Annotated in this window: 20 protein-coding genes and 1 tRNA gene; 16 read left to right on the plus strand and 5 right to left on the minus strand. The window is 20.1% G+C overall.

Annotated features, from left to right (window positions below):
• The first annotated feature begins 128 nt into the window (after window positions 1-128).
• The 12 genes from ACHMP6_RS01235 to ACHMP6_RS01290 all read left to right on the plus strand — a co-directional run bounded on the left by ACHMP6_RS01235 (window position 129) and on the right by ACHMP6_RS01290 (window position 10887).
• A complete protein-coding gene (locus tag ACHMP6_RS01235) occupies window positions 129-653 on the plus strand; it encodes a hypothetical protein (RefSeq protein WP_412097735.1) in 525 nt (174 codons plus the stop codon).
• The gene (gene efp, locus ACHMP6_RS01240) at window positions 640-1212 is read left to right on the plus strand and encodes an elongation factor P (RefSeq protein WP_412097717.1); all 573 of its coding nucleotides are present in this window, start codon (window positions 640-642) and stop codon (window positions 1210-1212) included. The genes ACHMP6_RS01235 and efp overlap by 14 nt, the downstream gene beginning before the upstream one ends.
• A gap of 182 nt (window positions 1213-1394) precedes the next feature.
• Window positions 1395-2705, plus strand: coding sequence for a ribosome biogenesis GTPase Der (gene der, locus ACHMP6_RS01245; RefSeq protein WP_412097718.1), 1311 nt, complete (start codon window positions 1395-1397; stop codon window positions 2703-2705).
• Window positions 2706-2708: 3 nt separating this feature from the next.
• On the plus strand, window positions 2709-3683 hold the full coding sequence (locus tag ACHMP6_RS01250; protein ID WP_412097719.1) for an NAD(P)H-dependent glycerol-3-phosphate dehydrogenase: 975 nt from the start codon (window positions 2709-2711) through the stop codon (window positions 3681-3683).
• Between the two features lie 185 nt (window positions 3684-3868).
• The gene (locus tag ACHMP6_RS01255; protein WP_412097720.1) at window positions 3869-4159 is read left to right on the plus strand and encodes an HU family DNA-binding protein; all 291 of its coding nucleotides are present in this window, start codon (window positions 3869-3871) and stop codon (window positions 4157-4159) included.
• Window positions 4160-4213: 54 nt separating this feature from the next.
• Window positions 4214-4414 (plus strand): hypothetical protein, encoded by a 201-nt coding sequence (locus ACHMP6_RS01260; protein WP_412097721.1) that lies wholly within the window; start codon window positions 4214-4216, stop codon window positions 4412-4414.
• 186 nt (window positions 4415-4600) lie between these two features.
• Entirely contained in the window at window positions 4601-4750 is a 150-nt protein-coding gene (gene rpmG / locus ACHMP6_RS01265; protein WP_412097722.1) for a 50S ribosomal protein L33, read from the plus strand.
• Window positions 4751-4779: 29 nt separating this feature from the next.
• Window positions 4780-4853: transfer RNA gene (locus ACHMP6_RS01270), tRNA-Cys, on the plus strand.
• 279 nt (window positions 4854-5132) lie between these two features.
• Window positions 5133-5387, plus strand: coding sequence for a co-chaperone GroES (locus ACHMP6_RS01275; RefSeq protein ID WP_412097723.1), 255 nt, complete (start codon window positions 5133-5135; stop codon window positions 5385-5387).
• Between the two features lie 114 nt (window positions 5388-5501).
• On the plus strand, window positions 5502-7130 hold the full coding sequence (gene groL / locus ACHMP6_RS01280) for a chaperonin GroEL (protein ID WP_412097736.1): 1629 nt from the start codon (window positions 5502-5504) through the stop codon (window positions 7128-7130).
• 240 nt (window positions 7131-7370) lie between these two features.
• Entirely contained in the window at window positions 7371-9107 is a 1737-nt protein-coding gene (locus tag ACHMP6_RS01285; RefSeq protein ID WP_412097724.1) for an ABC transporter ATP-binding protein, read from the plus strand.
• Window positions 9100-10887 (plus strand): ABC transporter ATP-binding protein, encoded by a 1788-nt coding sequence (locus ACHMP6_RS01290; RefSeq protein ID WP_412097725.1) that lies wholly within the window; start codon window positions 9100-9102, stop codon window positions 10885-10887. The genes ACHMP6_RS01285 and ACHMP6_RS01290 overlap by 8 nt, the downstream gene beginning before the upstream one ends.
• A gap of 16 nt (window positions 10888-10903) precedes the next feature.
• Here the strand turns inward: ACHMP6_RS01290 and ruvB are convergent, their stop codons facing one another.
• Together ruvB and ruvA are read right to left on the minus strand one after the other, a co-directional pair.
• Window positions 10904-11908 carry a Holliday junction branch migration DNA helicase RuvB gene (ruvB, locus tag ACHMP6_RS01295; RefSeq protein ID WP_412097726.1) on the minus strand — a complete coding sequence of 335 codons (1005 nt, stop codon included), beginning with the start codon at window positions 11906-11908 and terminating at the stop codon, window positions 10904-10906.
• Between the two features lie 13 nt (window positions 11909-11921).
• Window positions 11922-12479: a Holliday junction branch migration protein RuvA gene (gene ruvA, locus ACHMP6_RS01300; RefSeq protein ID WP_412097727.1), complete on the minus strand. Its 558-nt coding sequence runs from the start codon at window positions 12477-12479 to the stop codon at window positions 11922-11924.
• 123 nt (window positions 12480-12602) lie between these two features.
• On the opposite strand from ruvA, the gene ACHMP6_RS01305 reads away from it, so the two are divergent.
• The 4 genes from ACHMP6_RS01305 to ACHMP6_RS01320 all read left to right on the plus strand — a co-directional run bounded on the left by ACHMP6_RS01305 (window position 12603) and on the right by ACHMP6_RS01320 (window position 19423).
• A complete protein-coding gene (locus tag ACHMP6_RS01305) occupies window positions 12603-15617 on the plus strand; it encodes a ligand-binding sensor domain-containing protein (RefSeq protein WP_412097728.1) in 3015 nt (1004 codons plus the stop codon).
• A 118-nt stretch (window positions 15618-15735) separates the two neighbouring features.
• Window positions 15736-16290 (plus strand): helix-turn-helix domain-containing protein, encoded by a 555-nt coding sequence (locus ACHMP6_RS01310; protein ID WP_412097729.1) that lies wholly within the window; start codon window positions 15736-15738, stop codon window positions 16288-16290.
• 45 nt (window positions 16291-16335) lie between these two features.
• The gene (tpiA, locus tag ACHMP6_RS01315; RefSeq protein WP_412097730.1) at window positions 16336-17115 is read left to right on the plus strand and encodes a triose-phosphate isomerase; all 780 of its coding nucleotides are present in this window, start codon (window positions 16336-16338) and stop codon (window positions 17113-17115) included.
• Window positions 17116-17179: 64 nt separating this feature from the next.
• Complete coding sequence (locus ACHMP6_RS01320; RefSeq protein ID WP_412097731.1) at window positions 17180-19423, plus strand: ATP-dependent helicase; 2244 nt, start codon at window positions 17180-17182, stop codon at window positions 19421-19423.
• A 48-nt stretch (window positions 19424-19471) separates the two neighbouring features.
• Here ACHMP6_RS01320 and rpsO read toward each other — a convergent pair whose 3' ends face one another.
• The 3 genes from rpsO to ACHMP6_RS01335 form a co-directional block, all read right to left on the minus strand.
• Window positions 19472-19714 carry a 30S ribosomal protein S15 gene (gene rpsO / locus ACHMP6_RS01325; RefSeq protein WP_412097732.1) on the minus strand — a complete coding sequence of 81 codons (243 nt, stop codon included), beginning with the start codon at window positions 19712-19714 and terminating at the stop codon, window positions 19472-19474.
• Between the two features lie 89 nt (window positions 19715-19803).
• Window positions 19804-20142 (minus strand): cyclic-di-AMP receptor, encoded by a 339-nt coding sequence (locus ACHMP6_RS01330; protein ID WP_412097733.1) that lies wholly within the window; start codon window positions 20140-20142, stop codon window positions 19804-19806.
• A 216-nt stretch (window positions 20143-20358) separates the two neighbouring features.
• Complete coding sequence (locus ACHMP6_RS01335) at window positions 20359-21123, minus strand: hypothetical protein (RefSeq protein ID WP_412097734.1); 765 nt, start codon at window positions 21121-21123, stop codon at window positions 20359-20361.
• Window positions 21124-21416 lie beyond the last annotated feature (293 nt).

The raw sequence follows: 21416 nt of genomic DNA on the forward strand, positions 1-21416 counted from the left end.
CGCCGAATGCTTGGAAACTTGCTTGTTCGGTGGTGTGGGGGGCTTAGAATAATATCTAGTAAATAGAAAAACGGTCTAATTCTATCTCGATTATTAGAAAAAAAAATAAAATTTCACGTAGAATAACTATTGAACAAATGATAAGAGTAATTAAGGAAAAAGATCCTGAATTATCGTTTGATGAAAAAAACCACCGTCGTATTTTAAATTATTTTAATATTATAAAAGATAAAAAATTAATATCACAAAAAAAAGGAAAAGATATTCCTCTTTTTGAAATTTTGTTTATTTATCTTGATATTGATAGAAATATTTTAAAAAAAAGAGTTGAATTAAGGCTTAATAATATGTTATCAAAGGGTTTTATTCAAGAAGTTATTTCTCTTATTCAAGATTATCCCAAAGCTAATTTTAATGTTATTGGTTATAGAGAAATAAAAATGTTTTTAGAAAAAAAAATTAGTTTAATAGAGGCTAAAAATTTAATTATCAAAAATACTATGAATTATGCTAAAAGACAAAAAACATGGTTTAAAAATCAAATACCTGGTTTAGTGATTTTAAATGCATTGGATAAAAATTTATTATCTCAAGCTTTCGAATTAATAAAAAAATTTTTAAAAAAGGAAATAAATAAAAATGATCAATACTAATGATTTTAAAATCGGACAAACTATTAAATTAAATAATAATATATATAAAATAATGGATTTTTTACATGTCAAACCAGGAAAAGGATCTGCTTTTGTCAGAAGTAAAATAAAAAATTTAAAAACAGGAGAAATTATTGAATATACTTTTAATGCAGGTATTAAAATAGAAACTGCTTTAATTACAAAAAAGAAGTTATTTTTTTCTTATAATTTGAATGATTTTTATGTTTTTATAGATCAACAAAATTATGAAGAAATAGAAATATTTAAAAATAAATTAATTTCTATTTTACCATATTTAACGACAAATACAGCTGTTGAAGTAATGATTGATGAAAAAGGCGAAATTTTAGATGTTTCTGTGCCTGATAAGATTTCTTTAAAAGTTATAAATACTAATCCTGTATCAATAAATAATTGTAAAAAAAATAATTCTTTAAAAGATGCTACATTAGAAACAAATTTAATTGTTAAAGTTCCTTTGTTTATAGAAACAGGAGAAAAAATAATTATAAGTACAGTTACTGGAAATTATTTATCTCGTGATACTTCTAAATAAACAAAAAATATTTTTTAATATTATTGAAATATGAATATTGAAATTAAAAAATTTTATTTTATAATTTATTTTTAATAACTAAAATTATTATTATAATAGAAAAGGATTTTTTATTTATTAAAATTAAATTTTTAAATTTTAAATATAATTTAATTTGTTAGTGAATAAAAATAAAAAAAAATATGAATTTTAAAGTAGCTATTGTAGGAAGACCTAATGTAGGTAAATCCAGTTTATTCAATAGAATTTTAAATCAAAGATTAGCTATTACTGATAAAAATGCTGGAACAACAAAAGATAGAATTTATGCAAAAGTTTTATGGTTAAATAGGTTTTTTTTTATTATTGACACTGGAGGATTTACAGATATTAATTCTTCTTTAAATAAACAGATTCAATATCAAACGCAAATCGCTATTGAAGAAAGTGAATTAATTATTTTTGTTACAGATGGGCAAAAACGATTATTTCAAGAAGATTTTTTTATATCTAAAATTTTACATAAAAGTAAAAAAAATATTATTTTAGTTGTTAATAAGATAGATAATGTTCAATTGTCAGAAAATATCTATGAATTTTATTCTTTGGGATTTTCTGATGTAATTGGAGTTAGTTCGCAACATGGAATTAATATAGGAAAGCTTTTAGATAAAATTATTTCTTATAAACCTTCTTCAAAAGAAGAAGATATAAATAAACAAAATTTAAAATTTTCTTTAGTAGGAAAAACTAACGTAGGTAAGTCTACTTTCGTTAATGCTTTATTATCACAAGAAAGAATGATTGTTTCTGATATACCTGGCACTACTACAGATTCTGTTGATACTATTTTTAAAAGGAATGGAAAAATATATCATGTAATAGATACAGCAGGACTAAAAAAAAGATCAAAAATAGAATTTAATTTGGAAAAATATATGTTTTTGAGAACTTTTAATTCTATTGTTAGAAGTGATATTGTTTGTTTTGTTTTAGATATAAGTCAACCCATAACAGAACAAGATAGAAATATAGCTGCTATTATTTTTAATCATTTTAAAAGTTGTATTATTATAGGAAATAAGTGGGATTTATTACCTAATATTGATAAAAATATAAATAAAATGGAAGAAAAAATAAAAAATGAATTTAAATTTTTTCATCATGCTCCTATTGTTTTTTTATCCTCTAAAAATCAAAAAAGAATTCATTTATTTTTTGATGTTTTAGAAAAAACTTTTGAAAAATTCCAAAAAGAGTTTTCTAATAATATTTTAAATGATATTTTATATGAAGCTATTCAGATAAATCCTCCTTCTTTTTTTAATCATGGTAAAGCTAAATTTTATTTTATAAAACAAATTGCTACTAAACCTCCAGAATTTCTTTGTTTAGTTAATGATGTTAAGTTTATTCATTTTTCTTATGAAAGATTTTTAAAAAATCAGTTAAGGATTAATTTAGAACTTGAAGGTATATATTTTAAAATAATTTTTAAGAAGAAAGAAGAATAATTGATGAATAAAATTACTATAATAGGTGGAGGAGCTTGGGGTACAGCTTTAGGACAAGTTTTAGCCGACAATAATAATAAAGTTTTGATATACGACATTAATAATGAATATATTGAAAGAATTAATTCAAAAAAGCATCCTTTTTTAAATCTTAGTTTGCAAAATATTTATGCAACTAATGATTTAAAAGAATCTATTAATTTTTCTCAAAATATAATTTTATGTATTCCTACAAAAAACATTAGGAAAGTTTGTAATCAAATTAATGATATTTTAACAGAAAAAAAAAATTTTATTAATGTTTCTAAAGGAACAGAAGTTGAAAGTAATAAATTTATTTATCAAATTGTAAAAGAAGAGATAGATGAAAATAAAATTCAAAATTATGCTTGTTTGATGGGTCCTTCTCATGCAGAAGAAGTTATTTTAAGAAAGATTACTTTTTTATTATGTGCTTCAGAAAACAATATTTTTACTCATAAAGTGTCTAAAATGTTTTCTAATAATGAATATTTTAAGGTTTTTGTTAGCAATGATGTTATTGGATGTGAAGTGTGTAGTTCTTTTAAAAATGCATTATCATTAATTAGTGGTATTTTAGATAATGATAAATTTGATCAAAATGCTAAAGCTGCTTTTATTTTTTTTGGAATTGAAGAGATGAGAAAGATTTTAAAATTTTTTATAAAAAAAGAATCAACTTGCTTTAGTTTGGCTGGTATTGGAGATTTAATAGTTACTTCTTTTAATAAAAATTCTCGTAATTATAAAGCGGGTCGAAAAATAGCTTTAGGATATACATTAGAAGATATATATGGAAGTTCTAAACAAACCATTGAAGGTATTAACAATTTAAAATTTTTTTATGATATTTCTGTTAAAAATAATATTCAATTATGTTTAATAAATTCAGCTTATAAGGTAGTTTTTGAAAAAAAACCTATTTCAATTATATTGCAAAGTATATTGAAAAAATAATTTTAATAAGTGATATATAAAATAATCAAATTAATAATTTTATTATTTTATCAACTAAAAAAGATTTTTTTGTTGATAAAATTGTTTTTTATGTTAAAATCTTACTAGATTTAAATGGAATGATTTAAATTAAAAACTTATTTATTTTTGAAATAAATTTTAATCAAAAAAAAGGAAGTAAATGAATGACTAAGTCAAAATTAATTAAATCTATGGCTAAGCGAATGGGTGTTACTGAACGCAAAGTTTTAGCATTTTTTCATTGTTTAGAAAAGCATGTTGTAGATTCTTTGCATGAAAAAGAAAAAGTTATTATTGCAGGTTTGGGAAGTGTAAAGTTAAGATTGCAAAGAGCAAGAATTTGTAAAGTACCAAGAAGTAATAAAATTTTAAATATTCCAACAAAGAATGTACCTGTTTTTAAAATTAACAGAAAATTAAAAGACTTCTTTAAAAATAAAAGAATTATTTATTAGAAATATAATTTTATAAAATAAATAAGAAAAAGAAAGAGTGGATAGGTTAGTAATATGGCTTGGCACGATTATACTTATCTTATAGGCGAAAGAGTAAAGGTAGCTAATGAAAAAGAAATAGGCGTTGTTACGCGTATTGATATTCAAAATGGTATTATTTGCGTTTTATTCAAAAGAATGAGAGAAGTTATTTACAGTTATCCTGAAAGTATAAAAAACAATACTATTAAACCTTTTGTAACTCAAAAGTCATAATTGTTTTAATTTTTTCTTTGTTGTTATTTAGAAATGATATATTTAAATAACAACTTTTTTTATAAAAAAATAAATAAGTGTTTTAATATTTTTTATTAATCATAATTATTTAGAAATAATAAAAAATAATTTTATTCTATACTATAAATAAAATAAAATAATCAAATCGGATTAGAGGTTTTTCAAATGAGTGAATTAGTAAAATTAATTTGCACTGAATGTGGAAGAGAAAATTATCATACTTTTAAAAATAAAAAAAAAATTCCTAAACGTTTAGAATTTAATAAATATTGTCCTTTTTTGCGTAAACATACTTTACATAGAGAGAAAAAATAAATTTAAATTTCTATATTTTTTTATTTTGTGGCCCTGTAGCCAAGTGGTAAGGCATGGCTCTGCAAAAGCTTGATCATCGGTTCAAATCCGTTCAGGGCCTCCAAAAATAATTTTTAAAAATTGTAATAATTGAAAAAAATTAAAAAAATAAAAATTTTATTTTTTTAATTTTTTTTTATATTTAAATCAATTAATTTATTGTTTATTGATTTTTTTTAAAAATTAAATACAATAATATAAATATTTGAAATTATTGTATAATATATATTGGGTTTATTTATATGTTTTAATTCGTTTTTTGAAAATAAATTAAACTTTTTAAGAATAAATAAAAAACATTATTAAAATTATATTTTTATTTGAGAAAGGAGAAGTGATTAATTTGTTAAAACCATTAAATGATTTTGTTGTAATCCAATCTAAAGAAGAAAACAATATTACTAAAAGCGGAATTATTTTAACTTTAGAAAAACAAAAACAAGATTTTATAGGCATTGTTTTAAGTTGTGGTCCAAATGTTCAAGGAATTAAACCTAACGATGAGGTAGTTTATAAAAAATATTCTGGCAAAGTTAAAGTAAATGAAAAAGAGTATTTAATAGTTAAGTCTGAAGATATATTAGCTTTAGTAAAATAAACTAAGAAATATATAAAATAAATATTTTTAAATTATATTTTTTTATTTTTTTTAAAAAGAACCATATAAATATAATAAATAAAATAATTTAATGTTAAGGAGATGATAAATATAATGGCTAAAGAAATTCTTTTTGGAAAAGATGCTAGAAGAGAAATTTTAAAAGGTGTAAATATTTTAGCAAATACTGTTAAATCGACTTTAGGACCAAAAGGTACTAATGTTGTTTTACAAAAAAATGATTCTATTATTGCTTGTAATGATGGAGTTACAATAGCTAAAGAAATAGAATTAAAGAATCTTTATCAAAATATGGGTGCAAAATTAGTATGTGAAGCTGCTAGTAAAACTAACGATAATGCTGGAGATGGGACTACTACTGCAACTGTTTTAGCTCAGTATATGATTAATAAAGGTTTTAAATTTGTTGAATCCGGTTCTAAAGCTGTTCTGCTTAGAGAAGGAATTTTAAAAGCTGCTGATTTAGTTGCTAAAAAACTTTTAGAAAAATCAAAACCTGTTGTAACGCAAGAGGATATTGAAAATATTGCTTCTATTTCTTCAGGACAAAAATCAATAGGTAAAATAATAGCCTCTGCTATGGAAAAGGTTACTAAAAAAGGTGTTATTAGTGTTGATGAATCTAAAGGTTTTGAAACAGAATTAGAAGTTGTTCAAGGGATGCAATATGATAAAGGTTATGTTTCACCTCATTTTATTACTAATAAGGAAAATATGTCTATTGATTTAGAAAAAGTATCTATTTTAGTTACTGATCATAAAATAAATAATATACATGAAATTCGTTTTTTGTTAGAAGAAATAGTTAAATCTTCTATTCCTTTGTTAATTATTGCTGATTCTTTTGAAACAGATGTTATTAATTCTTTAGTTTTTAATAAAATAAGCGGAGTTTTTAATGTTGTTGCTACTGAAGCTCCAGGATTCGGAGATAATCAAAAAGAATTACTGAAAGATATATGTGCTTTATCTAAAGCTACTTTTATATCTAAAGATTTAAATATGAAATTACAAGATGTTAATATGAAACATTTAGGACAAATTAATAAAGCAATCGTTAAAAAAGATAACACAGTTTTAGTTGGTGATAACAAAACGGAATCTTTAATAGAAAGAATTAAAGAAATTGAATCACATATTAAAATAACAACTAATGATTATGATTTACAAAATTTAAAATCTCGTTTAGCTAATTTATCTGGAGGAGTGGCAGTTATTAAAGTTGGTTCAATGACTGAAGCTGAGTTAAAAGAACAAAAATTAAGAATTGAAGATGCTTTAAATGCTACTCAAGCTGCTTTAGATGAAGGTATATCTGTTGGTGGTGGAAAATCTTTAATTAATGTTTATAAAAATTTAAAAGATATTTTAAAAAATGATAATAGTGATATTCAAAAGGGAATGAATATTGTTTTAGAAAGTTTATTATCCCCTTCTTATCAAATTGCCGAGAATTCTGGTTTTGATGGAGATACTGTTGTAAAAAAACAATTAAAACAGAAAGAAGAAAGTTTTGGTTTTGATTCTAAAGAAGGTAAATATGTTGATTTAATCAAAAAAGGTATTATTGATCCTACTAAAGTTACTAGACAAGCGATTTTAAATTCTGCTTCAATTGCTTCTGTTATAATTACAACAGGAGCCGCTGTAGTTCCAGTTAAAGAACAATCTAATGATAGTGGTTGTTGTTCTTCTCCTATGATGGATTCTAATTTTTTATAATAAATTAAAATAAAGTTAATTTTTTCCAATAACTTAAATTTTCTTTTTTCAACAATATAAGAAGAAAATTATAAAAAAAGTAAAAAAGTTTTTTGGCATTAAGTTAACTTTTTTTTTATAATTTTTATTTTTTTATTAAACTAAAATATAGTATACAATAATATAATTTTAAAAAAATTATATCAATATTTTTTTATAGAATAATATAGAAAGAAAGTATTTTTTGTTTGTTAAATTTATATGAAAATTATTTTTAAATATATCTTAAGATATAAAAAATTTATTTTATGGAATATTATTTCTGTTTTATTTATAACTTTAGGTGAAATTTTTATTCCTTTTATTATAGGACAATATATTATTAATGGTATAAGAGATTCTATACCTTTCGATAGATTAGTAATTATTATTATTGTATTTGTTTTTTTTACCATTATAGGAAATTTAATTATGAATTTTTGTAATTCTAAAGTTTCTTCTTTGATTTTTAGAGATTTAAGTACTGATTTATTTAAAAAAATACAAACTTTTTCAATCGAAGATATGAATAATTTAGGAATTGTAACTGTTTTAAATCGTAGTACTTTTAATATTTATCAAATTATGAGTTTTGTGTCTACTTGTTATAGAACTATGATTGTTTCTCCTGTTATGTTGGTAATTAGTACAATTATTATTTTTTATATTTCTGTTCCTTTATCTTATGGTGTTTTAATAGTTATACCTTTTTTTATTTTGATATTATTTTTATTAATGAAAAAGAATTATAAATTATCTATTCAACAACCAAAGCTAGCAGAAGCGATTAATTTTAATATAAGATTAAACTTAAAAGGAACTAAAGTTATTAGGATGATGAATCAAGAAAAGTACGAAGAGAAAAAGTTTGATAAAATTAATTCTAAATATAGAGATCTAATAATTAAATTATTTCTTTCTCTGCTTTCTATTGAACCTTTATTTTATTTATTATTAAATTTATCTATTATTTTGACTATTGGTACAGGAGCTTATATTATTAAAAAAGGAATTTTACCATTAGATATAGGTAGTTTATACACTTGTGTTAATTTATATTATCATATTTTATTTTCTATTTTAAATTTTTTGTTATTGTTTATGATGTTTCCAAAAACTTTTATAGCTTGTAAGAAAATTGAGTCTTTGTTTAAAAAAGAGCCATCTATTAAAAACGCACCTTCTCAATTTATACAAAAATTAGAAAAAATTAAAACTTTAGAATTTAAAAATGTTAATTTAAAACGCCCTAATTCTTCTATTTTAGCTTTGGAAAATATTAATTTTAAAATTCATAATTTTGAAGTTATAGCTTTGGTTGGTTATACAGGTTCTGGAAAGACTACTTTAATTAATTTAATTCCTCGTTTAATGGATCCAACTGAAGGTTGTATTGAAATAAATGGTATTAATATTAAGAATTATGATTTAAAAGAATTAAGAAATAAAATTGGTTTTGTTTCTCAAAAAAATGTTTTATTTAAAGGTACTATTTTTAGTAATTTATTATTAGGTAAAGAAGATGCTAATGAAGAAGATATGTTTAGAGAATTAAAAAATTCTCAATTATATGATTTTATACAAAATAAAGAAAATAAATTAAATGAATATGTCAGCGAATTAGGATTTAATTTATCAGGAGGCCAAAAACAAAGAATGTCGATAACTAGAGTTTTTTTGAAAAAACCTGATATTTATATTTTTGATGATTCTTTTTCAGCTTTAGATTATGTAACAGATTTATCTATTAGAAAAAATTTTTTTGAATCCTCAAAAGATTTTATTTGCATTATTGTAGCTCAAAGATTGAATTCCATCTTAAATGCTGATAAAATAATAGTTTTAGATAAAGGAAAAATTATTGATATTGGTAAACATAATGAATTATTAAAAAGATGTGAAATTTATAAAAAACTTGCTATTTCGCAAAATATAAAAGAAGAGGTTTTTTATGAATAAAATTTTTTATTATTTAAAACCATTTAAAAAAAAATTAATCATCAGTATTGTTTTTCTTTTAATTTGGTCTATAGTAATTTCTTTAATTCCTTTGTTTGAAGGAAAATATGTTATAGATTTTATTAAAAAAAATTCTTCTGCAGCGGCGAACAATTTAGATTTTCATAATTATTTAAAATATATTATTGTTTTTTTGTTTATTAATTTTATTTTGTATTTATGTTGCACTTTGTGTAAATTTATTTATAATAGGTTGTTAATTAGTTCCCTACATAAAGCTATTAAAAATATTAGAAATGATCTTTTTAAAAAAATTCATAAATTACCTATAAAATATTTTGATAACAATACTATTGGTGGAGTTATTAGTAATTTAACTGATGATGTAGAAGTTTTTTCCAATGGTTTGCAACAAACTTGCGCTTCTTTAATATCTTCTTTTTTGAGTCTTTTTGTTTTAGTTTGTTTAATGTTTTGGGTAAATTTTAGATTAGGAATATTTGTTTTTTTAATTATTCCTTTATCTTTAATCAGTATTTTTATTATTAACAAAAAATCTAGTAATATTTTTATTAAAAGGTTCAATACTACAGGAGAATATAATGGTTTTTTACAAGAAAAATACACTGGTCATAAAGAAATTATTTTATTTAATCAACAAAATAAGGTTATTGAAGAATTTGAATTAGTTAATAAAAAATTATCTAATTTAATTTTTAAATCTAATTTTTTGTCTGGATTATCAGTTCCTATTGTAAATTCTTTTACATATATAATTTTGACTTTTATGATTGTTTTAGGTTATTATTTGATGAATCCTGAATTATTGCAAAATTCTAAGGTACTTGTTAAATTAGGATTTATTCCTATTCAGTTAGGTCTTTTTCAAGCTTTTATTCAATATGTTTGGAGAGTAGGTAATCCTATTAATGATTTAAGTCAAATTTTTGTAATTTTACAATCCACTATGGCTGCTTTTAGAAAAATTTGTATTTTTTTAAATGAAAATGAAGAAGAAGTAGAAAAAGAATTTTTTAATTTGCAAAAAATAGAAGGTTCAGTTGTTTTCTCTAATGTTTTTTTTGGTTATCAAAAAAATAAACCTATTATTAAAAATATGAATTTAGTTGTTCAAAAGAATCAAATGATCGCTATTGTAGGACCTACAGGATCTGGAAAAACTACTTTGATTAATTTATTGACTAGGTTTTATGATGTTGATTCAGGTTCTATAACTATTGATGGGATTGATATTAGAAAATTAAAAAAAACAAAATTAAGACAAATTTTAGGCATAGTTTTTCAAGATATTTGGCTTTTTAAAGGAACTATTTTAGATAATATTAGATATGGTGATTTTACAAAAACTGAGCAACAAGTAATAGAAGTTGCTAAAAAATTACAAATACATGATTTTATAATGTCTAAAGAAAATGGTTATCATACTGTTGTTGATGAAGAATCTGATAGTCTTTCGCAGGGAGAAAAACAATTAATTACTATTTCTAGAACTCTTTTAAGGAATCCTAATATTTTAATTTTGGATGAAGCTACTTCTACTATAGATACTACTATTGAATCTTTGATACAAAAATCTATACAAAAATTATTACAAAAAAGAACTTCTTTTGTAATTGCTCATCGTTTGTCTACTATTGTTAATGCAGACATTATTTTAGTTTTTAATGACGGAGTTATAGTTGAAAAAGGAAATCATTACGAATTAATAGAAAAAAAAGGATTTTATTATAATCTTTATCAGAGTCAATTTTCTAAATAAAATATAATTTTTTAAATTATTTTTTATTTTTTTTTAATAATTCGATAGCTAATTTTGTAGCTATTCGTCCTCTAGAAGTTCTTTTGATATATCCTTTTTTAATTAAATAAGGTTCATATACTTCTTCTATTGTTATTTGTTCTTCTCCCATGGTTGCTGAAATATTTTTTATTCCTACAGGACCACAATTAAATTTATTTATTATATTTTTTAAATAGTTGTAGTCTGTTTCATCTAAACCATTCTCATCTATTTGTAATTGTTCTAAAGTTTTTAATGTGATTTTTTGATTTATAATTTGATTAGAATAAATTTCTGCAAAATCTCTTACTCTTCTAAATAAACGATTAGCAATTCTAGGAGTTCCTCTGCTTCTTTTTGCTAATTCTATTAAAGCTTTTTCTTCTATTTCATTATTATAAATATCAGATGTTCTTTTAATTATTAATTTAATTTCTTCGTCATCATAATAATGTAATTTCAATATTAAACCAAATCTGTCTCTTAAAGGAAAAGAAATGTTACCAAATTTTGTTGTTGCGCCAATTAGTGAAAATGGTGGTAAATCTATTCTTATTGTTTTTTTTTCTTCGTTTTTTCCTATAATAATATCAAATACGTAATCTTCCATAGCTGTATACAAAATTTCTTCTATATTTTTAGGTAAACTATGAATTTCATCAATAAAAAGAACATCTCCAGAATTTAGATTGTTTAAAATAATAGCTAAATCACTAATTTTTTCAATATGAGCTCCACTTGTTATTTGGCAATTAACTTTTAATTCGTTAGCTATAATTTTTGCTAATGTAGTTTTTCCTAATCCTGGAGGTCCATAAAATAAAACATGATCTAAGGATTCTTTTCTTTTTTGAGCAGCTTTTAAATAAACATGTAATATTTTTTTAATATTTTCTTGACCTATATAATTTTTGAGTTTTTGTGGTCTTAAAAAATATTCTTTATTCGTATTTTTTTTTATTTTATTCGGTTTTAGATCAATATCTTTTTTTTGTTGCATTTTTTAGAAATCCTTATGTTTTTAAAAGTGATAATGCTTCTTTTATCATGTTTTCTATATTTTGATTTGAATTAATTTTTGTAATTATATTATCTATTTTATTTCTGGAAATTCCTAAATTTATTAAAGCCTCTTTTACATTTTTTTGATTTAATGTTAAAATTTTTTTATTATTTGATTTTGATATTTTTTTTTGTAAATAAAAAATAATTTGATGAGCTGTTTTTTTACCAATTCCTGGAAATTTGATTAGATAATTAATTTCATTTTCTTCAATAGCTTTTTTTGTTTCTTTAAAAAATTCTGAATTAGATAAAATAATTGCGTTTTTAGGTCCTATGCCAGGAATCATTAATAATTCTTTAAAAAAATCTAACATTTCGTTATTTAAAAAACCATATAATTCTGATTTATTATCTTTTTGATAAAAATATGTTAGTAGTTTAATATTTTGCCCTGTGTTAAAAATACCAGTATTTGGAAATATAATAAAATATCCAATATTGTTATTTTCAATGATAACACCTTCTTTTGTGATTATTGTAATTTTTCCCGCAATGTAATAGTACATTCTCATAATACCTCATAAACTTGTGCTTTTATTATAACATTTTTAAATGTTATTTGTCTGATGTTTTATTATTTATATAATATAATATAACTGTAAAATAATTTTATAAAAAAATTTAATAAAATGTTTTTCCTTGGAGGAGGCAAAAAAATCAATAATATGAATGAAGAAAATTATATTCAAGATATTGAAAAAAATAAAAAATTTTTTTTGGAAAATGATTTTTTCGAAGATATAAAAAAAAAGAAATTTTTTATTTTATTTGATAATATTGATAAAAAAAAACAAAATGATCCTTTTAAGAAGCAGTTTATTTTTGATTTAAATCAATTAAATTCTGAATATAATAATAATATATTGAACATTAAGAAGCAGTTTAATTTTTTTTTGGAAAATAATAAAATTATTTTCGATAAAGAGGAAAATTTATTAATTAGTAAATTATATAAAAAACAAAAAATTAATTTTTTTAAAAAAAAAAAAATATTTTTAGAATTTCAAAATAATATAAATAAAATAAAAAAAGAAAAAAAAGAAAACTTGTTAAAAATTATTATTTTAGAAAAAAAAATATTTTCATATTTTAATATATTTCGAATGATAATTGAAAGAAAAAATAATTTTTTATCAGATAAAATATTGTTTGTTAAGAAACAGATTAATAATGATTTTTATAATAAAAATATTATTTTAAATAAGGAAATTAACAACTTAAAAATTATTACTAATGAATTAGTCAAAAAAGTAAAAGATTATTATCAAAATAATTTAGTTAATATACAAAATAATCATAAAAAAGAAGAAGAAATATTATTTTCCAAGAATAAAGAAATTAATAATTTATTTCAAAAACAATTAGATAATCATAATAAAATATTTGAAGAAGAACAAATTTCTTTTCTTAATAAAAAAGATATTTTAAAGAATGAAAGAAAACTTTTATTTCGAAAGTTTAAAATAGTAATGTTTTTTTTTATTGAAAAAGTTTTTTTAAAAAATTATAAAAATTTTATTTTTTTCTTGAAAAAAGTTCAAAAAAATGAATTTCTTTATTTGACCAATTTGCATATTTGGAGAAAAAAATATATTTTTTTAAAGTTTCTTTATAATAAGAAGTTAAATTGGATCTTTATGAAAAATAAATTATTATTAAATATAAAAGAAATCCAAATAAAAAGTAATTCTGAAATGTATGAACAAGAAAAAGAGATAATTAATAATAAAAAAATACAAAAAATTAACTATTTTGAAACTGATTTAAGAATTTTAGAAATTATCAGAAAATATAAGATAATGTTTTCTGAATTTAAAGAAGAATATAAAAAAAATGAATTAAATTTTTTAAATAAAAAAAATGATTTTCAAATTTTACTCAAATTAAATAATTTAGAATATAGAAAAAATATTTTAAAATATTATATTGATAAAAAAGAAAAAAAAATTTTGTTAAAAACACAATTACAAAGAGAGAAAGTTAATTTAATAACTAAATATTTTGATTGTATAATTGAACAATTAATTTTAATAATAAAATTAAAAAAAAAAATAACTAATTCCAACAATATTCAACAAAAACAAATTAATAATCAACATGAATTATTTGAACAACAAAAACAAGATTTTTTTAAAAGAACTAACATGACTAAAATTAAAACAGAATATTTTATAAAACAGTATTTTATAAGAGAAAAAGAATATTCTATTAATTTAATATCTTATATTAAGTTCATGAAACAAAAAGATTGTGAAAGAAAAAAAATATTTTCCAAAATTAAAAAACAAATAGATTTAGAATTTCTAAATTGTCAAAATTGCGAAGATTCTTTTAATTTGGAAAATTTTGAAATAATTAATAATTTAATTAAATTGTTTTTTGAAAAAGTATTGGATCAACAATTTGATTATAGTTTAGTTTTACAAAAAAGAATTTCTTATTTTCAGGATTTTATAATTAAGCAAAAAAATCAATATAATAATATTTTTTGTCGTTATTTTGAACAAAATATTTTTTTAATACGTAATTTATTTAATAAATCTAAATTAAAATTTGAGAAAAAAATGAGACAAAAATTTAATTTTATTGAAAATAAAACTAAAATTTATGAACAATTTTATTTTTCTTTGAAAAAGAAAATATTTTTTTTACATAAAGAAAAAATTTATAAAAAAAAATTTAATGATTTTAAAAAACAAAAAAATAATATTAGGAAAAAATATATTTTTTTCCAAAATAAAATATTGAAATTATTTAATAGAATTATTTTTTTAAAAGAAAAAAAATTTTTCTTTACAAAATTTTTTTTAAATTTTTATAAAAATAAAATTATTTCTTACTTGGATTCTTTTGTAAAATATATTGATTCTATTAATTTTTTTGAAAAAGAATATAATGATTTTCTTGAGTATATGAATAAATTAAAAAATAATTTCGATGATTCTCAAAAAGAAATTATTGATCAAAATAAACAAAATATTTTTTCTTTATATAATTTTTTTATAGATATTTTAAAAGAAATTAATTTAATTCAATTGCAAAATATTAAAGATCTTAAAAAAAAAGAAGAAGAAAATTTAAAAAATCAAATTTTGATTTATAAAAAAATTATTCAAAATAATTTTTTTGAAATGAATAATAAAATAAAATTAATGAATTTAAATTTTAAAGAAGCTTTAATTGAAAAAAATAAAGTTTTTTTTCAAAATTTACATAAACTCCAAATGGAATATTCTAAAAAAAAGATTTATTTTATTTTACAATTTAATAAAAAAATGTCTTTTTTTTATAAAATATCTAATTTAAAATTGAATCAAATGAAAGCAATACAAAGAAATCAAAATTCAGAAGAAAGAAAAATATTTTTATCTTTTGCGAAAATACATAAAAAATATTTACAAAAGCATCAATCTTTATTAAATAAAATTGAAAAAATTAAAAAGAAAACGAAATTTAATATTTCTAAATCTTGTTTAAAAAACAAGATTCAATGGTTATTTTTTATAATTTGGTTTCGATTAAAAAATTTTAAAGATAAGAAAGAAATCAAAAAAAGTTATAGAAATAATATTAAGAAACTTAAAAATAAAATTAAAATTCAAATTTTTTTTTATAACATATTTAATTATTTTTTTGGAATTTGAAAGATTATTTTTATTTTTTAATTATATAACGTTTTATTATTTTAAATAATGAATGAAATTATTAATTTATTTTAGACTAAAAAATTATTATTAGATATTTTTGAAGCAAGGTATTGTTATGAATATAGGTTTTAATATTAGACATTTAAGGTTAAAAAAAAAAATAACTCAAAAGCAATTAGCTCATAAGTTAAATGTAACTAGTGGATATATTTCTCAAATTGAAAATAATTTGATTTCCCCTTCAATTAAAATTTTATTTTCTTTGTTGGAAATTTTGAAAATATCACCATCCGATTTTTTTAAAAAACAAGAAAAAAATATAGAATTAATACACAAAAATGATGATTTTTTTTGCGTTTTAGATGAAAATTTAAAAAATAAAATTTATGATTTATTCCCTAAATTGAATAATTCTTGTATGAAACCCTTAATTATAGAAATTCAATCTCAAGGGCAAACTAATATTAAAAATATTAAAAATGATGAAGAAATATTTGTTTTTGTTTTAGAAGGGGAAGTTATTTTAGTTTTAAATAAGTGTAGATATTTTTTAAAAAAAAATGAAACTTTTTATTTATCTACTGATAAAGAATATTATTTATTTAATTATCGTTCTGAAAAAGCGCGTATATTACAAATAACTTCTGTTTCTTCTTCTTCTTTAGAATAATAATTTTTAATTCATTAGAAAAATTTAGCTTTTTAGGAGAGGTTTATGAAAAAAATTTTTATAGCTGGAAATTGGAAAATGTACAAATGCAAATATGAAGCCTTAGAATTTGTTTTTAAAATAAATGATAAGGTTCCTGATAAAAAAAAAGTAGAAAGTGTTATTTTTCCCCAAAATACTTTGTTAGATTCTTTGACTCAAATAGAAGGAAAAAATTTAAGAATAGGAGCACAAAATGTTTTTTATAAAGATGAAGGACCCTATACAGGAGAAATTTCTCCTAAAAATATATTTTCTTTAGGAGTTAAATATGTTTTGTTAGGACATTATGAAAGACGTAAATTATTTAATGAGACGGATAAAATTATAAATTTAAAACTTTTATCTGTTTTGCCTTATAATATATATCCTGTTATTTGTTTAGGTGAAAATTTAAAAATTAAAGAACAAAATAAAACTGAATTTTTTTTAAATAATCAATTAGAAGTTATTTTAAAAAATATTGATATTGCTTTTTTAGATAAAATTATTTTTGCTTATGAACCTTTTTGGTCAATCGGTACAAATAAAATTTTATCTTGCGCAGAGGCTAATCAAATTATTAAAAAAATTCGTCATAAAATATCTTTGTTATTTAATGATCAAATAGCTAAAAAAGTTAGAATTATTTATGGTGGTTCTGTTAATGTTTCGAATGTTGTTTCTTTTTTGCAACAGACTGAAATTGATGGTATTTTATCGGGTAAAAGTTCTTTAACAGTTGAAGATTTTTTATTTTTTACAGAAGTTGCTGAAAAAATTTTTGATAAAAAAAATATTTTTTAATTTAAATTCAAATTTTTTTATTTTTATTTAGATTTTTTTATAAAAGAGAGAGAAAAATTAATTTATGAATGAAAAACAATGGTTAAAGCAATTAAACAAAGAACAATTTAATTCTGTTACTGTTAAAAATAGATCAGTTTATGTTATTGCTGGACCTGGTACTGGAAAAACTAGGACTTTAATTAGTAGAATAGCTTATTTAGTTGAAAGTGAAAAAAAAATTAAAGGAATTTTGGTTATTGCTTTTACTAATAATGCTGTTCAAGAGGTTAGAGAACGTTTAGAAAAAATTTTAAATATTGATGATTTTTCTCTTTTGACGATTACTACTTTTCATTCTTTATGTAACAAAATTTTAAGAAAAGATATTTCTCATTTAGGATTACAATTGACTCCTTATTTTTCTATTATTGATGAAAAAGATAGAAAAAAAATTATTAGGAATATTTTATCACAATTATGTTTAGATAAAAATATATATAATTTTTCTAATGTTGGAAAATATCTTTCTTATATTAAGAATAAAATAATTAAAAAAGAAATTTTAGAATCTTATTCTGATTTGGACCAAAATATTATAAATAATTATGATAATGATTTAATTTTCTTTTCTAAAGAAATTGAAAGTATTTATACTCTATATAAGAATTATTTATTGAATAATAACATGTTAGATTTTGATGATTTAATTATTTATACTTATAAATTATTAATACAAAATAAAAATATAAGTGTTTTTTATCAAAATAAATTTAGTTATTGTTTGGTTGATGAATTTCAAGATATCGATCTTATTCAATATCAAATTATGAAAATTTTATCTAAAAAGAGTTATTTTTTCACAGTAGGTGATTTAAATCAGAATATATATAGTTTTAGGGGTGCTGATCGCTTATGTAGTTATTTGTTATTTAAAGAATTTAAATTTTCTAAGATGAATTTGCATAAAAATTATCGTTCTACCGAAAATATTTTAAATAAAGCTAATCTTTTGATTCAAAATAATTATATTAATTCATTTGATGATAAATTTAAAAATTTTTTAATAAGTGTTTCTGGTGCTGGAGAAGAAGTTGTTTATCAAAATTTTTTTAATTCTCAACAAGAATCAGAATTTATTATTAAAAAAATTAAAGAATTAGTTTATTTTCGTAAATATAAATTTAAAGATATTGCTATTTTATATAGAATTAACGAATTGGGACAAGAAATTGAAAATAGTTTTATAAATTCTAAAATTCCTTATTTTGTAAATGGATATTTTTCTTTATATCAAAAAAAAGAAATTAAAGATTTTATTTTTTATCTTAAATTTATGATTTCTCCTGAACAAAATTTTTTTTTACAAAGAATTATTAATGTTCCGGCCCGTAACATAGGAAAAAAAACTATTGATATTTTAGAAAAAATTTCTTTTGAACAAAATATTTCTTTATTTGAAGTTATTCAGAATATTTCTAATTTTAATTTAAGTCAAATCATTAAAAAGAAAGTTAATAATTTTAAGAAAATTTTTGAAAAATTATTAAGTCTTTTAAATGATGATGAAACTAATTTATCTAATTTAATTTTTTCAATAGATCAAATTATCGGCTATTCTGAAATGTTAGATGAAAAAGAATCTGAAGAACAGAAATTAGAAAAAAAAAATAATCTTAAAAGATTACAATTTATTTTTTCTAAATATGATTCTGAAATGAAAGGTAATTTTTTAGAAAAGTTAATTTCTTTGTTAGATCAAATTGTCTTATTTAGTGAAAATAATATTTCTTCTAGAAATAACGATCAAGTTATTTTATCTTCTATTCATAAATCCAAAGGTTTAGAATTTAAGGTGGTTTTTGTTATTGGTTGGGAAGAAAATATTTTTTTGAATATTTCTAATAATGTAGAAAATTTCGAAAATTATCGTTTTTTAAAAAATGATAAAGAAGAAAATAAAGAAAAAAATATTCAAGAGGAAAGACGTCTAGCTTATGTAGCTATAACTAGAGCCAAAGAACTTTTATATATTAGTAGTGCTGATTATAGATTTATTTTTGGAAAAAAAATTTTTTCCAAACCTATTTCTTTTATTCAAGAAATGAAGTTAATTGACTCTAATAAGACAAAAAATAAATTTGTTTTTTATAAAAATAAAAATTATAAAAATTCTTTATTATATAGTGTTGGAGATAAAGTTAAACATGATTTTTTTGGTTCAGGAATTATTATTTCTCTTGAAAAAGAAATAGCTACTATAATATTTGCTAAACCACATGGAATTAAAAAAATTTTAATTAGTCATTTTTCTTTGAAAAAAGAATGATATTTAGAAAAAAAAAAAAAAAATATTTTTTTAAATTTAAATTTAAAATTAATTAATATTTATTTTTCTATTTTTTCTATTATTATATTTTATTAAATTTTTTTTCTTCTGGTTTTTAGTTAATAATCCTCTTTTTGAATGAAAATCTGAAGGATGTTGTTTTAAGTGTTTATTCAAATTTTCCATTTCTTGTGATAATATTTCAATTTGAATTTTAGTGCAGCCTGTATTTTTTTCGTTTATGTTATTTTTTTTAAAAATTTCTTTTTTTTGGTTTTTGTTTAAAGACATATTTTTTTCTTTCTTTTATTTTTTTTAATTAATTTTGAATATAAAAATAAAATATTTTATGATATTTTTTTATTTTAAATATTAAATTATTAAATTTTTAAAAAATTTTCAATATTTAAAATAAAAACAGTTGCTCCTCCAATAATAATTTTGGTTTGTGTATCGAAATGATCTCCAAATTTATTTAAAATATTGTTATTAATTAATTGAGTTTTAGTTTGAGAATGTTTTTTAATTATTTTTAAAGCTTTTTCTAATTGATCTTCACTTAATCCTATTATAAAAGTAGCATTTTTTTCTCTTAAAAAACCTCCTTTAGTTGCTAATCTTGTGTTTGATAAATTTTCTTTGTTTAAATTTGTTTGCACTTTATTAGCATCTGAACTAGAAATAATCGCTATAATTAATTTCATTTTATCTTTATTCATAACTATATTATATAACATTTTAATAAACAATATTAGACAATTCAATTTTTTTATATAAAATTTAATTTTATTAAAAAAAGATATCTTTTTTAAAAAGATATCTTTTAAAGAAAAATTTATATTTTTTTCAATATAAACACAACTAAAGTTTTTAATAATAATTTTTCTTATTTTTTGTTATTATTTATTTTTTAACTGAAAAATATTACTTTATTATTATTTATTGCTGTCAGTAGTTGCTTTTGGTTGTTCTGAAGCATTATTTACAGTTGTTGAAGTATTTGTTGTTGTTGATTTATTACTGTCAGTAGCTTCTTTTGGTTGCTCCGTTGTAACAGCGTTATCATTTACACTTGTTGTTGATTTTGCATCAGTAGTGCTGTTGGAAGGTGAGTTACTTGTTGTTGTATTTGTTGTATTTGTTGTTGTACTTGTTGTAGCTCTTTCAGCGTCTTTGGAAGCTTCCTTGGGATGTTCCTTATCTGTTGTATTGCTACTTACATTTTTTGATGCTTCAACATTATTATTGCTTGTTGTTGTTTTATTGCTGTTATTAGAAGCTTCTTTTGGTTGCTCTGCAGCAACATTACTTACATTTTTTGATGTTTCATCGTTATTGTTGGAAGTTGAAGGTTTAGTATTAGAATTATTTATTTCTTCCTTTTTGTCTTTTTCCTTATCTTTATTGGATTTTCCGCCAAGGAATTTTTTGATTTTTTTTAATGGTCCTGATTTTTTTAGATTTTTCTTCTCAGGAGTCTGAATTTCTGAACCATCTACCTTTTCATTTTCTTCTTCTTCGATTTCTTCTTCTTCATCATCCACATCATTATCTTTTGTATCTGCTTTTTGATCTGATGTTGAAGTTTCTATGTTTTCTTGTACTGAAGAATTTGTTTTTATTTTTTGTTTCAAACAAAAAAAACTAACTAATGCAAATGCACTTACTAAGGCAAAAGATATAAAGATAATAATAAACAATTTAAATTTTTTGTTTTTAGTATAATTTCTCTGATTGTCTTGAATAATCTTTTACCCCTTTTTTATATTTTATTTTTTTATTTTTTCATTTTTTCATTTTTTATTTTTAATTTTTAATTTTCAATTTAATATTTAATAATATAGATTAAATTAATATTAATTTATTAAATTAATAAAATTTAAATTTATCGAGATAGAATTAGATCGTTTTTCTATAATATTAGATATTAACCTAAATCCCCTCACACCACCGAACAAGCAAGTTTCCAAGCATTCGGCGGTTAAATAAGTTG

Origin of the sequence: Candidatus Phytoplasma palmae, assembly GCF_046896035.1 — a bacterium.
Taxonomy (GTDB): domain Bacteria; phylum Bacillota_I; class Bacilli_A; order Acholeplasmatales; family Acholeplasmataceae; genus Phytoplasma; species Phytoplasma palmae.